This window comes from Bradyrhizobium sp. UFLA05-109 (assembly GCF_054185165.1).
Genome location: NZ_JBBIAR010000072.1, coordinates 1 through 14436 on the forward strand (window position 1 = coordinate 1; position 14436 = coordinate 14436).

Below are 14436 nucleotides of genomic sequence, written 5' to 3' on the forward strand. Positions count from 1 at the left end.
CTTTCCTGCAAAATCGAATACTAATCAGGACCAATTCTGCTTATTTCTCAGACCGATCCGTATTCTTCACGGATGACACGATAACCGAGCCCACAGACGCACCGGAACGGATTTTGCCGCAGGGACCTTGCTGCCCTCGGCGCAATGCCCCAATGGCATGAGCCCATTGCATTCCGGATCCTGCGCGACGCGGCGGCAGTTACGTCATCCGAACCCAGGTGCCTTGGCACGCCGAGGACTTTACAGCTGCATCGATGAACTTCACGCCTGCCAAGCCATCCTCAACGGTCGGGAAGATCACGTTGGGATCCAGCTTTTCACCGACCCTGGCCGCGCGGATGGCGCGCGCTGCCTCAGCATAAATTGTTGCGAAACCTTCGAGATAGCCCTCGGGGTGGCCGGAGGGGACGCGGGCGACGCGCGACGCCTCGCTCAAGGCGCCGGCGCCGCCGCGAGTCAGGAGTTGCTTGGGCCGGCCGTAGGGCGTGAACCAGAGATGGTTCGGATTCTCCTGTGCCCATTCGAGGCCACCTTTGCTACCGTAGACGCGCAGCGTCAGGCCGTTCTCATTGCCGACGGCGACCTGACTGGCCCACAGCATTCCCTTGGCACCGCCCTTCCACCTGAGGAGGATCTGGACATCGTCATCAAGGCGCCGCCCCTCGACGAAGGTCGACAGTTGGGCAAGCAATTCGTCGAGTTCGAGTCCGGTGACGAAGCAGGCGAGATTGTATGCGTGGGTCCCGATGTCGCCGATGCACCCGCCAGCGCCGGACCGGGCCGGGTCCGTGCGCCACGCCGCCTGTTTGTGGCTGCTTGCCTCCAATCGCTCAGTCAGCCAATCCTGGAGATACTCGGCCTGGACCAGCCGGATCTCGCCGAGATCGCCATTCACGACCATGGCGCGGGCCTGCCGGACCATGGGATAGCCCGTGTAGTTGTGCGTCACCACGAAGACCCGGCCCGTCTTCCTGACCAGTGCCACCAGCTCCTCGGCCTCGGCGACGGTCGTCGTCAGCGGCTTGTCGCAGATGACGTGGATGCCTGCTTCAAGGAAGGCCTTCGCGACCGGACTGTGCATGTGATTGGGCGTCACGATCGAGACTGCCTCGATGCCGTCCGCTCGCGCGGCTTCGGCCTTGGCCATCTCTTCGAAGGAGCCATAGGCACGATCATCGGCAATGCCGAGCTCCTTCGCCGAGGCCTTGGCTCGAACCGGATCGGACGCGAGCGCGCCGGCAACCAGCTCGAACTGGTCGTCGATGCGAGCGGCAATGCGATGGACTGCGCCGATGAAGGCCCCCTGGCCGCCGCCGACCATTCCTAGTCTGATACGAGCATGAGTGCCGGCTTCATTGCTTGCCTTGATCGACATTTGCTTCTCCCGCTCACGAAAGACCGAGCATCTTGCGGTTCGCTTCGTCGTCGGCGCCGGAGCCTGCATAATCGTCGAAGGTATTCTCTGTAACCCGGATGATATGGCTCTTGATGAACTCGGCCCCCTCGCGCGCGCCTTGCTCGGGATGTTTCATCGCACATTCCCACTCGAGCACTGCCCAGCTGTCGTAATCGTATTGCGTGAGCTTCGAGAAGATGGCGCCGAAATCGACTTGGCCGTCGCCGAGCGATCGGAAGCGGCCGGCACGGTCGACCCAGCTCTGAAACCCGCCATAGACGCCCTGGCGGCCCGTCGGGTTGAACTCGGCGTCCTTGACGTGGAATGCCTTGATGCGCTGATGGTAGATGTCGATGTAGTCGAGATAGTCGAGCTGCTGCAGCACGAAGTGCGAGGGGTCGTAGAGCAGGTTCGCGCGCTTGTGGCCCTTCACTCGGTCGAGAAACATCTCATAGGAGATGCCGTCGTGAAGGTCCTCGCCGGGATGGATCTCATAGGCGAGATCGACACCGTGCTCATCGGCATAGTCAAGGATCGGCCGCCAGCGCCTGGCGAGCTCGTCGAAGGCGGTCTCGATGAGGCCCGCCGGACGCTGCGGCCAGGGATAGACATAGGGCCAGGCAAGTGCACCCGAGAAGGTCGCTTGTGCAGTGATCCCGAGTCGTCTGGACGCCAGGATCGCGCGCTTGACCTGGTCGACGGCCCACTCCGTGCGGGCCTTGGCGTTGCCACGCACCTCCGGCGCGGCGAAGCCGTCGAATGCCGCATCATAGGCCGGGTGAACGGCGACGAGCTGGCCCTGGAGATGGGTCGAGAGTTCGGTGATCGCAAGCCCGTGGCGGGCGGCGATCCCCTTCACCTCGTCGGCGTAGTCCTGCGACTCCGAGGCTTTCTTCAGGTTGAAGAGCCGCCCATCCCAGCTCGGAATCTGAACCCCCTTGTAGCCGAGCGAGGCTGCCCATCCGCAGATCGAGTCGAAGGAGTTGAACGGCGCCTCATCGGCCGCGAACTGGGCGAGGTATATCGCCGGTCCCTTGATCATCTTCATCGAATGCTTCCTTCTATCCTGGACGCTCCAGCAGCAAGCGCCCGCTGAGCTCGATACCCCACCAAAACTCGCCTTCCCTTGCCGGTTCCAGGAACGGTGCATTTCACCCGAATGCCTAGACCGGCAATCACGTCCCGGGACGGTCCCGCTTCAGAACGTCTCCCCGGCCCACAACGCCATCGCATCGACGTCGGCCAGCGGCGCCGGTCGCTCGACGCGCGAACGCACTGCGATCTCGCCGCCTTCGACGCTGGCCTTGAGGATCGCGTGCTTCACCTCCAGCGCGTGGCTCGCCAGCGCGCCAGAGGAGCGGTGCGGCGTGCCGCGCAGCACTGCGCTTGCGAGCTCGGCGATGCCCAGACAACGATAGTTGGCCTGGTTCGGCATGTGATCGGCCCAATTCGGCGAGCGCCAGTTGGGCTTGCCGAACGGCCGGTCGTCGGCTGTGACCGAGATCCAGTCGCCGCCCTTCTCGGTGTATTGCACTGCGCCGCCGAAGAAGTTGGGGTCGGGCACGCGCAGCGAACCCTCGGTGCCGTAGAGCTCGATCGGCGGATGTCCGTGCTTCCAGACGTCCCAGCTCATCGTGAAGATGATGTCGGCACCAGACTCGAAATGCAGCAACGACATCACCGTCGTCGGCGTTTCCACCGCGATGGTCTTGCCGTTCATCGGCCCCTTCGAGCTGACGAGCCGCGTGGCGAAGCCGGCGCTCGCACGTCCCTGCACGAGCGCAACGGGCCCCAACAGGTTTATCAGTGCCGCAAGGTAATACGGACCCATGTCAAGGATCGGCCCGCCGCCCCGTTTGAAGAAAAACGTCGGATCGGGATGCCAGTGTTCCATGCCATGCGACATGAGAAAGCAGGTGCCATAGAGCACTTTGCCGATCCGCCCCGCATCCACGAATTCGCGTGCCATACGCCCGCCGCCGCCAAGGAAAGTATCCGGCGCGCAGCCGAGCTTCAGGCCGCGACGCGCCGCCTCCGCCACCAGCGTCGCGGCATCGTTGGCCTCGATCGTAATCGGCTTCTCGCCGAATACGTGCTTGTCTGCAGTCAACGCAGCGTGGCTTATCGCAAAATGCGCCTCCGGCGTGGTCAGATTAACGATGATCTGGATATCGGGACGCGCCAGCAGTGCGTCGATCGACAACGCCTCGATCTCGAACTTCGCCGCCTGGGCCTGTGCGGCCTCCGGCCGCTGATCCGCGCAGGCGACCAGCCTGAGATCGCGGAATTTCGACATGTTGTGCATGTAGATCGTCGAGATGTTGCCGCATCCGACGATGCCGACACCGAGCCTGCTCATGATCCGATCCCCCGTCACGTCCACGACGACACGGTCTCGCGCGCGCGGTGCGCGAAGCGGGCGACGTCGTTCGGTTTGTCGTGTTCAGCGACGAACAGAGAGACCCCGGCCTCCTTCATCGCCGCGAGCAGCGCCGGCCAATTCATGGTGCCGTGGCCGGGATCGGCCCAGCCATCCTCATCAGCGCATTCTCCCGATGGCGCGAGATCCTTGATGTGGCAGGCGACCAGACGCTGAGCATGCTTCTTGATCTCGGCGACGGGATCGCCGCCACCGCGCACGATCCATGCGAGATCGGCCTCCCAGGCGAGGTCGGGTGCCTCCTCGAACATGCACTCGAGATAGGTCTTGCCGCTCCGGGTACGGCCATACTCCCAATGATGGTTGTGCCAGCCGAATTTGAGCCCCTCGCCGGTCACCATCCTTCCGATCTCGGCAAGTTCGCGCCCGATGGCGCGCCAATGCTTTTCGTCGCCCTCGCGCTCGCCCAATGGCGGGGCTGGCGCGAAGATGGTCTCGATGCCAATCTCGTTGCACATCCTCGCCGTGCCGACCGCATCCTCGCGCAAGCGGTCGAGACCGACATGAGCGCTCGGGGCAGTCATGCCGTGGCGCCCGAGCAGCCGCTTCAGCGTCTCGGGATCGTTGAACAGCGCGCCCCAGGGCTCGACCATCGCGTAGCCGAGCCTGGACAGCAGCGCGAATTGCGCTTCGAGCGGGCTAATGGAGCGGGCGGAATAGAGCTGGATGGAGAATCTGTCGATGGGCTTGGTCATGTCTCGCTTTCGGCTGGGATGGGGGATCTAGAGGCGCTGTCCGCTCGTCTCATCAAACAGCGACAGGGCTTCGGCGGGGAAGCGGACGGCAAGCGTGTCCCCCACACGCACTTGCGCGTCGGCGTCATGGCGGAAAGAGAAGGGAGTGCCGTCGGCGAGGCGACACCAGATCAGCGTGTCGGCGCCCATCGGCTCAATCATCTCGACGCGCGCGGACACGGAGGATGGATCGCCGGACGCAGTCAACTCGATATGCTCGGGCCGGATGCCGAGAACGACCGGCGCGTCGGTCGGCTGGCTGCGGAAGACATAGCCGTGCAGGCCGAGCCGGTTTACGCCGGCGATGAATCCGAGCTCGCTGCCGCGCGCGAGACGACCAGGAATGAAGTTCATCGCGGGCGAGCCTACGAACGAAGCGACGAAGCGATTGACCGGCTCGCGATAGATCTTCCTCGGTGTGTCGAGCTGCTGGATCACGCCGCCCTGCATGACCGCGATGCGGTCCGCAAGCGTCAGCGCCTCGATCTGGTCGTGCGTCACATAGATCATGGTGGCGCCCAGCCGTGCATGAAGCCGCTTGATCTCGACCCTGAGCTCGGCGCGCAGCTGGGCATCCAGATTGGAGAGCGGCTCGTCGAACAGATAGACTCCGGCATGGCGCACCAGCGCCCGTCCAATCGCGACACGCTGGCGCTGGCCGCCGGAAAGCTCGCCGGGACGGCGGTCGAGGAGACTGGTAAGTCGCAGCATCTGTGCTGCCTCACTGAGGCGACGCTCGATCTCGCCCTGCGGCGTGCCGGCGACCTTTAGCCCGAACGACATGTTGCCTCGCACGCTCATGCGCGGATAGAGCGCGTAGCTCTGGAACACCATCGCGATGCCACGATCCTTCGGTTCTGCCCAGGTGACATCGCGGCCCCCGATATGGATCTCGCCACCCTTGACGTCGATGAGCCCGGCGATCGCGTTGAGCAATGTCGACTTGCCGCAGCCGGACGGCCCAAGCAGCACGAGGAACTCGGACGCCTCGACGTGGAGATTGAGATTCTCCAGCACCTTCAGGCCGCCAAAACCGATCTGCAGACTCCTGATGTCGACGTCCGATTTCTGCATGCTGCGTCAGCCCTTCACAGCGCCGGCGGCGATGCCGCGCACGAACCAGCGGCCGGAGCCGAAATAGACAGCGAGCGGCAACAGCGCAGTCAGCAGCGTCGCTGCCATGTCGACATTGTAGGCGCGCTCGCCTTGCGTCGAATTGACGATGTTGTTGAGCTGCACCGTCATCGGCAGATTGTCGCGGCCCGCGAAGACGAGCCCCAGAATGAAATCGTTCCAGATGCCGGTGGTCTGCAAGATCACCGCGACCACAATCATGGGCGTGGCCATCGGCATCATGATCCGCCCATAGATCTGGTAGAAGCCGGCGCCGTCGACGCGCGCGGCCTTGAACAACTCGACCGGCAGCGATGCGAAATAGTTGCGGAACAACAGCGTCATGGTAGGAAGGCCGAAGATCGTGTGGACGATCACGATGGTCAGGAGCGACTGCCCGAGCCCGGTGAAGGAGAACACGCGTACCAAGGGGTAGATGAACACCTGATAGGGAATGAAGGCGACCACCATCATCGCGCCGAACAGAAGGTTGGCGCCGCGCACACGCCATAGCGACAGCGCATAGCCGGTGAGCGAGCCAACCAGAATGGAGACGCCGACGGACGGCACCAGAATGCGCAACGAGTTGAAAAAGCCGATCTTGATGCCCTGGCAGGTCAGCCCGGTGCAGGCCGAGGTCCAAGCCTTGATCCACGCGTCGACGCCGGGAGCTGCGGGCAAGCCCAACAGATTCCCCTGCCGGATCTCCGCCATCGGCTTCAGCGAGGTTACGACCATCACATAGAGCGGCAGCAGGAAGTAGAGCGCGGTGATGAGGATGAAGGCATAGAGGCCCCAGCGCGCCGGACTCATGCGCCTCGGCCGCCGTGCGGCGGGCAACGCCTGCGCCACCGCGGTCATCGCATCTCTCCCTTGCGCGCGCGCCAGTAAAGATAGGGCGCGACCACCGCGATCACCGTGATCAGCATGGTGGTGGCCGCAGCCGTCGCAAGGCCGATATTGGCGCGCTCGAACAGATGATCCATGACGAATTTAGCGGGCACCTCCGAGGCGATGCCGGGCCCGCCATTGGTCATGGATACCGAGAGGTCATAGAGGCGCACCACGCCCGTCGACAGCAGCACCGCGGCGGTCGCAAAGCTCGCACCCATCATCGGAATGATGATCGACACATAGACCCGCCATTTTGGCAGACCGTCGACCCGCGCCGCCTTCCAGATCTCATCATCGACGCCGCGCAGGCCGGCGAGCATGATCGCCATCACCAGCCCCGAAGCCTGCCAGACGCCCGCGATGACCAGGCAGTAGATTGCGGTCTCCGGCCGCACAATCCAGTCGAAGGTCGCGCCTTCGAAGCCCCAGCTGCGCAGCACATGCTGAATGCCGAGCGTTGGGTTGAACAACCATTGCCAGACCAGACCCGTGACGATGAAGGACATCGAATAGGGATAGAGATAGATCGATCGGATCGTGTCCTCGGCCCTCACCCGCTGATCGATCGCAACCGCCAGCAGGAAGCCGACCACAAGCGCGAGCGAAACCAGCAGCACACCGTAGATAACGATGTTGTGGACCGAGGTGATCCAGCGATCGTTGCCAAGCAACATCTCGTATTGCCGAAGCCCGACGAAATTGTTGTTCGGAAGCATGCGCGAATTGGTCAGCGATATCCACACGGTCCAACTGGTGGCACCGATATAGACGACGAGCATCACCATCAGCGCCGGCAAGAGCGCGGAGAGCGCGGACAGTCGGGAGTTCAGCGAAAGACGCATCGCATCGCCGGATTGAAGAGAGATCGACAGGAAGGAAAGGCGGCCGACGGTTCGTCAGCCGCCTTTTGTGATGCATCACTCCTGGGACTTCAGCACCGCGGCGACCTTGGCGGTGAATTCATCGGCGCTCATGTTGGTGTTCCAATATTGCGAGATGGCATCCTGGAGCGCGCCGATCAGCGCCGGCGGCGCCAGCATGTCGCCGGACGGCATTTGCTGGGCCTTGTCTGCGACGTAGCGCATGCCTTTTTGGGCGCAAGCGTCCAGTGCTGACGTATCGACATCGTTACGCACCGGGATCGAGCCCTTCTTCAGCGCGAACTGGATCTGGGTCTCTGGCGCCAACATCAGTCTCGCCAAGGTCATCTGCGCCTTGGTGGTGGATGGGTCCTTCGCCTTCGGGAATACGAACACGTCACCGCCCATCACATAACCGCCGCTGCCATTAGACAGCACCGTGCAGCCATAGTCCTTGTCGGCGACCTTGCCCGCCGCGACGAATTCGCCCTTGGCCCAGTCGCCCATAATCTGCATTCCGGCCTTGCCCTGGATGACGAGGTTGGTCGCGTCATTCCAGTTGCGGCCGGGCGCGCCGGCATCGACATAGTCCTTGAGCTTCTTGTAGGTGACGGCGACCGCCTTGAACTCGGCGCTCCGCGCCAGCGACACGTCATGCTTGCCGAGAATGCCGGTCCACATCTGTGCGCCGCCGACGCCGATCATGACCGAGTTGAACAGGTTTTGTTCCCAGTTCTTCTGTCCCGAGAAGGCCAGCGGGATCACCTTGCCCTCGGCCTTAAGCTTGTCGAGAATGGCTAGAGCGTCATTCCAGGTCTTCGGCTCGGCGGCGCCGACGGAGGCGAGCACAGCCTTGTTGTACCAGAGCCAATTCTGACCGTGGATGTTGATCGGTACAGCGTACATCTTGCCGTTGCGGGTCGCCGCGGCAACGATCGCGGCGGGCATCACGCCTTTCCAGTTGCCTTCGGTTGCGACCGCGTCGACATCGGCGAGCAGATCGCCCTCCACCAGCTCGTCGAACTGCTTGCCGGTGTTGAGCTGCATCGCGGTCGGAGGATTGCCGGCGACAGTGCGGCTGATCGCAGCATTCCGCGCATTGGCGGCGCCAGCCACAGCGCTGTCAATCCATGTCCCGCCGGCCTTGGTGAACTGATCGGCAAACACCTTCACCGCGGCGGCTTCGCCGCCCGAGGTCCACCAGTGGATGACCTCGGCCTTCATCTCTTCTGCGGAGACAGGCACCGAGGCCAATGTCACGGAAAAGACCGTGGCGACAATCGCCACCGATGCGAACAGCGTGCGCTTCATCATTCCCTCCCGGATGTGCCTTTTGCAGGCTGTTTATTCGGCTTGCGGCCCTTGTGGGCTCGTTCTTGCTTGATCGGATGTAATCGATTACATCGTATCGTATCAGAACTCCTAGATTTTGCAAGCACCCTCATGACCGTGAAATTGCGAACCTCCATATGGCAAAACGAAGCAGAGTGACGCGTCCAAAGGCGGCCAAGATCGCCGACGTCGCGCGGCTGGCGGGAGTTTCGGTTGCGACCGTCAGCCGGACGCTGGCGCGTCCCGAGGTTGTGATTGAGGAAACCCGCACACGCGTGCTCGCTGCGGTGCGCGAGACCGGCTACACACCGAACATTTCTGCAAGGAACCTGCGTGTCCGGAAAACCATGGTAGTCCTGGTGGCGGTGCCTGACATCGCCAACCCGTTCTTTGGCGAGGTTTTGCAGGGCATCGACGACACCCTGTCGACTGCCGGCTACGGACTCATCATCGCCAACCTGGCAGGATCGCCGGAGAAGGAGGCGCGCTATGTCGACCTGGTCTGCGCCGGTCAGGCCGACGGCGTGCTGCTCTTGTGCGGCCATATGATGCGCAGCCCCGACCGCGACCTGCGCGACGCGCGCGTACCGCTTGTTGCCGCTTGCGAGTACATTTCCGGCGAAAGCTTCCCCCAAGTCACAATCGACAATGTCGGCACGGCCCGCGAGGCGGTGCGACACCTGATCGAGCTGGGACACACGAGTATCGCCTATCTGTCTGGACCGAAATCCAACATCCTGGAGCAGCAGCGTCTCGAAGGCTATCGGCTGGCCTTGCACGAAGCGGGGATTGCTGCTTCCGCAGGCTTGATCCTGCCCGGCGATTTCACTTTCCGCACCGGCGTCGAGGCCGGCCGAACGCTGCTGGCGCTCAAGCCCGCGGCACGTCCGACCGCGCTGTTTGCAGCCAATGACGAGATGGCGATCGGCCTGATCAAGACCGTGTACGCGGCCGGCCTGCAGGTTCCGGACGATCTCTCCGTCGTCGGCTTTGACGGCATTGCTTATGCTGACTATTGCGAGCCGACCTTGACGACCATCGTCCAGCCCCGCCGTGACCTCGGGGCCACCGCCGCAGCCGAACTCATCGCGCTGATGACGATCGGCAAAACGGGCCTACGGAAGGACATCAAGCTTCCCGCCACGCTGATACTACGCGACAGCACGAGCGCGCCGCGGAAGAATCTCGGCCACTCATCCCGGGCCGCGAGGTCCGGTTAGGACGACCAGCAGCTTGGTCAGGATGCGCGATTGGTAACGCAACCCGCCCGACGCTCTGGTTCGATTAGTCCGCTTTGCGGAAGGCTGCCGATCCGCGTGTAGCGCATCGCATTGAAGGCTTGCTGTCGACCTTTGCTGCGCTTGAGATCTAGAGCCATCTCCTCGGAGACCCTTCGTCAATCATGGCCTTGTTGACAGCGGCAACAGCAGGACCTAGCCTGCTCTGGTATACTAGGTATACCAATGTCCCCTCAGCTCAAGCGATCGCGTCTCTTTGAGCAGGTTGTCGACATCCTCGAGCAGAGGATACGCGATCGGGATTTGGTGGCTGGTGCCGAGCTGCCATCGGAACGTCAGCTCATGACGGAATTCGGCGTTGGCCGGACAGCCATCCGCGAGGCACTGTTTCATCTGCAACGCGCGGGGCTTGTTGATCTCCGCGCAGGTTCGCGAGCGCGGGTCACAGCGCCGAATGCCGAAGTCGTTATGACGTCACTGTCGAGCAGCGCCAAATATCTGCTTTCCGATGACGACGGCATCCGTCATTTCCAAGATGCGCGTGCCCTCTTTGAGACCGGCCTGGCACGGGATGCTGCACGCAACGCCACAGCAAAGGATATCCGCTACCTGAACGATGCGCTTGACGCGAACTACAAGTCCATTGGCGACGTCGAACGCTTTGAGGACTCGGACATAACATTTCACTACGCGATCGCTACGATCCCCAAGAATCCCATCTACGTAGTCATGCACCGAGCTATCATCGATTGGCTCGTTGACCAGAGACGTGTGACGCTCAGCTATCCCGGCCAGAACCGGGTCGCCTTCGATGCGCATGTCGCGATCTTCGAAGCGATCAAGGCGCACGATCCGGAACTTGCCGATGCCCGCATGCGCTCGCACCTCGATCAGGTGGGCAAGCTCTACTGGAAAGTCCGCAGGGCACATGAACAAGAACGCTGACTGGGTTTGATCTCAACTTCAAGGGGTCGAACAACAGACGCCAAACGGGAGGATGAACAATGGCTCGTGCCGGACTCAAACAAATGACCCGCACGCCAGAGGCCAAGCTTGGTCATTTCATCGTCGAGTTTGCCACTCCGGGAATTGGCCATATCCTCAAACAAGCGGGTTGCGATTTCGCGCTTTTCGACCTTGAGCATTCGGGCTTCGGCTTCGAGACCGTCAAGAGTGCTGCACGCTATTTTGAAGCCGCAGGGTTGCCGGCCATCGTCCGCGTGCCTTCAAAGGAATATCACCACATCGCGCGCGCCTGCGACGCGGGTGCGGAAGGGATCATGATCCCGATGGTTAGCACTGCCGCGGAAGCGGAGGGCGTCGTTGGTTGCATGAAATATTATCCGGACGGGCGACGTGGCGTTGCCTTGAGTATTGCGCATGATGCCTATGGGCAGGGCCCGGTGCCAGAGAAGCTTGCGGCTGCCAACGAGCAGACAACGCTGTTCTGCCAGATCGAGACTGCTGAAGGTGCCGAAAATGCCGACGGGATAGCCGCCGTCGATGGCGTCGACTGCCTGTGGATCGGCCATTTCGATTTGTCAGTATCGCTCGGCATTCCCGGCCAGTTCGACCATCCGAAATTTCTGAAAGCGGTCGAGCAGACGATTGCGGCTGCCAAGAAGCACAAGAAGGCACTGGGCCGCCTTGTACCGACCACCGATGTCGGCATAGCGCTCTACAAGCAGGGCTTCGATTTTTGCTGCTATTCGGGTGACGTGTGGGTGCTTCGGGATGCGCTGACCGCCGCAATCACCACCTTGCGGAAGGGATGCACGACATGAACGCGCCATTTCGTGTTGCCCTTTCAGGTGATTTCAGGAAGGCCGACGGCTCGGCCGTCTACCCCGATTTCGATCTGAAGCCTCTGCTGGAGGCCCCAGGCGTGGAAATGGTCTATTTGGATAACGCCAACCCTCTGCGCAGCAGAGATCTTGAGGGCTTCGACGCACTTATCCTGCTGGCTCACCGCTTTGCGCCCGAAAGCGCCCCCAAAAACGGCAGGCTGAGCATCATAGCCCGCTTTGGCGTCGGCTATGACACGGTCGATGTGCCAACCTGTACCGCCGCGGACATCGCATTGGCGATCACGCCGGACGGCGTGCGCCGCCCTGTCGCGGTGTCGATCATGACCTTCATTCTGGCACTCGCCGGAAAGCTGATGGTGAAGGATAAGCTGACCCGGCAAGGACCGCTGGGTTTTGCCGCCCGTGGCGAGCATATGGGCTTTGGCCTGGTCGGCAAGGTGCTCGGTTCGATCGGTATCGGCAATATCGGGGCCGAACTGTTCCGGCTCGCCAAGCCGTTCGACATGAGGTTCATCGCTCATGATCCACTTGTGGATACCAAGCTGGCCGCCGCGCTGGGAGTCGAACTCGTCGGTCTCGACGACCTCTTCGCCCGGGCCGACGTCGTTACGGTGAACTGCCCACTAACGGCCGAGACGCGCCATCTCGTGAACGCCGACCGGCTCGCTCTGATGAAGAACACCGCGCTCTTCATCAACACCGCGCGCGGACCAATCGTCGATCAAAAGGCGCTCACAGACGCTCTGGCGACAGGGCGGATCGCAGGCGCCGCCCTCGATGTATTCGAGCAGGAGCCGACCGATCCATCCGATCCGCTGTTCGCGCTCGACAATGTCATCGTGACGCCTCATGCGCTTTGCTGGACCGATCAGTGCTTCGCCGGAAATGGTGCAGCCGACGTCAGGGCTGTACTCGACATTCAACACGGGCGGATCCCGAGCGGTATCGTCAATCGCGCGGTACTCGAGAAACCTACTTTCCGACGCAAACTGGAGGAGTACCGCCGCCAATTTGCCCATTGAGAATTCCTCGCCGCTGACGAGCGAGGGACATTTGAAAGGCTCTGCCATTCAAGGAACGGGAGGATACAATGATCAATAGACGTGATTTCGGAAAGATTGGTCTAGTCGCCGGCCTCACCGCAACAATGGGAAGGCCGGCATGGGCCGAGTCAGCCGCCGACACCGCCGTCAAGGCCGCGCAGCAATACAAGGGGCGCACGATCACGATCGTCTGGGAGGCAGGGCTTCAGTCGCTCGATCCCACTCACTTCTCGGGTCCGAAGTGGAACGAGCTGACCGGGATGGACGTGAAGGTGGTCGAGGTCGCGACTGCCGAGATGTTCACCAAGATCATGCAGGACTACAAGTCAGGAGCCGGCGCATACGACGCGCTCAACGTCATACCTGCCTGGATGCCCGATCTTGCCCAGGCCGGCGCGCTCGAGATACTCGACCCCTATGTCGAGAAATACGGCTACGCTCCCGAGCTACAGACGATTGCGCCGACCTATCGCGACAACCAGATGAAGGTTGGCGGCAAGATCTACGGCTTCCCCGATGATGGCGACGTTTTCCTGATGTACTATCGGCGCGACCTCTTCGAGGATCCAGCCGTGCAGAAGGCCTTCAAGGAGAAGACCGGCAAGGACCTCGCGGTGCCGAAGACATGGGCGGATTTCGATGTCGTCGGAGCTGGTCTTACGGACGTCCTAAAGGACAAGGGTATCTACGGCGCCGCCTTCTTCCGGCAGCCTCCTTATGCGATGTACATGTTCGAGGAGCGCTTCCGCAATGAGGGCGGCAAGTTCTTCGACGCTGACACCATGAAGGCCACGATCAATTCCGATGTCGGCGTCAAGGTCTTCGCCGACATGCGCAACGAGAACAAGTTCATGCCGCCAGGCGTGGAGCAGTTCGGCTTTGTGGAGAATCTCGCGACTTTCCTGCAGGGCCAATCGGCCATGACCATCTCCTGGCCACCCTATGGGCGCTGGGCCGAGGGTTATGGTACGGACCAGGAGGCACTGAACTGGGTCCCGAAGACAACTATCGCAGGCAAGGTGGGCTACGCCCTACCGCCGGGAGGACATCCCGAGCTCGCTGCAGGCTTTGCGTTGTCGATTTCGTCCACCTCGAAAAACAAGGACGCCGCCTATCTGTTCATCCAGTGGCTCAATAGCGAAGCTGTGAGCCGCCAGCGCGTTCAGCTTCCCTATACGCTACGCGACCCGTTCCGCGACGCGCACTATGCGGATCCTGGCTATCTCGCCTTGTGGCCAAATGCCAAGGACTATCTGGCGGCCTTGAAACAGGCCTCGCAGACGGGTCTTCTCGATCTGTCGCTTCTGCAAACCGACAAATATGAGGAGGTCTTGCGCCAGGCGATTTCAAAGCTGTGGGCAGGCGACGATCCGAAGACGATCCTCGACGCGGCAGCAGCCCAGTGGAACGACATTACGCAGAAGATCGGCGTCGACAAGCAGAAGCCGGTCTATGCGGCTTGGGCCGCTGAGTCCGGCGCCTATCCGAAAACATAGGCACGCCCCTCCCTCTCCCCTCTCCCGCTTTCGAGCGGGAGAGGCTCCGCCCGCTGTCGACGACGGCACGAGACCAAAGCGG

Annotated in this window: 13 protein-coding genes; 5 read left to right on the forward strand and 8 right to left on the reverse strand. The window is 62.0% G+C overall.

The features are described 5' to 3' along the window. Window positions 1-199 precede the first annotated feature (199 nt). The 8 genes from Q3C01_RS36445 to Q3C01_RS36480 all read right to left on the reverse strand — a co-directional run bounded on the left by Q3C01_RS36445 (window position 200) and on the right by Q3C01_RS36480 (window position 8748). Window positions 200-1375 carry a Gfo/Idh/MocA family protein gene (locus Q3C01_RS36445; protein WP_458150111.1) on the reverse strand — a complete coding sequence of 392 codons (1176 nt, stop codon included), beginning with the start codon at window positions 1373-1375 and terminating at the stop codon, window positions 200-202. Window positions 1376-1388: 13 nt separating this feature from the next. Continuing rightward, window positions 1389-2444, reverse strand: coding sequence for a sugar phosphate isomerase/epimerase family protein (locus tag Q3C01_RS36450; protein WP_458150112.1), 1056 nt, complete (start codon window positions 2442-2444; stop codon window positions 1389-1391). 150 nt (window positions 2445-2594) lie between these two features. Continuing rightward, window positions 2595-3755, reverse strand: coding sequence for a Gfo/Idh/MocA family protein (locus Q3C01_RS36455; protein ID WP_458150114.1), 1161 nt, complete (start codon window positions 3753-3755; stop codon window positions 2595-2597). Between the two features lie 14 nt (window positions 3756-3769). Further along, window positions 3770-4531, reverse strand: a complete 762-nt coding sequence (locus Q3C01_RS36460; protein WP_458150115.1) for a sugar phosphate isomerase/epimerase family protein — start codon at window positions 4529-4531, stop codon at window positions 3770-3772. A gap of 27 nt (window positions 4532-4558) precedes the next feature. Further along, window positions 4559-5644, reverse strand: a complete 1086-nt coding sequence (locus Q3C01_RS36465) for an ABC transporter ATP-binding protein (RefSeq protein ID WP_458150116.1) — start codon at window positions 5642-5644, stop codon at window positions 4559-4561. A gap of 6 nt (window positions 5645-5650) precedes the next feature. Continuing rightward, window positions 5651-6535, reverse strand: a complete 885-nt coding sequence (locus tag Q3C01_RS36470) for a carbohydrate ABC transporter permease (protein WP_458150150.1) — start codon at window positions 6533-6535, stop codon at window positions 5651-5653. A gap of 5 nt (window positions 6536-6540) precedes the next feature. Beyond that, entirely contained in the window at window positions 6541-7419 is an 879-nt protein-coding gene (locus Q3C01_RS36475; protein ID WP_458150117.1) for a carbohydrate ABC transporter permease, read from the reverse strand. Window positions 7420-7494: 75 nt separating this feature from the next. Further along, window positions 7495-8748 carry an ABC transporter substrate-binding protein gene (locus Q3C01_RS36480; protein ID WP_458150119.1) on the reverse strand — a complete coding sequence of 418 codons (1254 nt, stop codon included), beginning with the start codon at window positions 8746-8748 and terminating at the stop codon, window positions 7495-7497. Window positions 8749-8924: 176 nt separating this feature from the next. Here Q3C01_RS36480 and Q3C01_RS36485 point away from each other — a divergent pair, with 176 nt between their 5' ends. The 5 genes from Q3C01_RS36485 to Q3C01_RS36505 all read left to right on the forward strand — a co-directional run bounded on the left by Q3C01_RS36485 (window position 8925) and on the right by Q3C01_RS36505 (window position 14354). Beyond that, window positions 8925-9989, forward strand: a complete 1065-nt coding sequence (locus Q3C01_RS36485; RefSeq protein WP_458150120.1) for a LacI family DNA-binding transcriptional regulator — start codon at window positions 8925-8927, stop codon at window positions 9987-9989. A gap of 243 nt (window positions 9990-10232) precedes the next feature. After that, a complete protein-coding gene (locus Q3C01_RS36490) occupies window positions 10233-10952 on the forward strand; it encodes an FCD domain-containing protein (protein WP_458150121.1) in 720 nt (239 codons plus the stop codon). Window positions 10953-11035: 83 nt separating this feature from the next. Beyond that, window positions 11036-11791: an HpcH/HpaI aldolase family protein gene (locus Q3C01_RS36495; protein ID WP_458150122.1), complete on the forward strand. Its 756-nt coding sequence runs from the start codon at window positions 11036-11038 to the stop codon at window positions 11789-11791. Further along, window positions 11788-12837: an NAD(P)-dependent oxidoreductase gene (locus Q3C01_RS36500; protein WP_458150123.1), complete on the forward strand. Its 1050-nt coding sequence runs from the start codon at window positions 11788-11790 to the stop codon at window positions 12835-12837. Before Q3C01_RS36495 ends, Q3C01_RS36500 begins: the two co-directional genes overlap by 4 nt. 68 nt (window positions 12838-12905) lie before the next feature. Beyond that, on the forward strand, window positions 12906-14354 hold the full coding sequence (locus Q3C01_RS36505) for an extracellular solute-binding protein (protein WP_458150124.1): 1449 nt from the start codon (window positions 12906-12908) through the stop codon (window positions 14352-14354). Window positions 14355-14436: the final 82 nt, after the last annotated feature.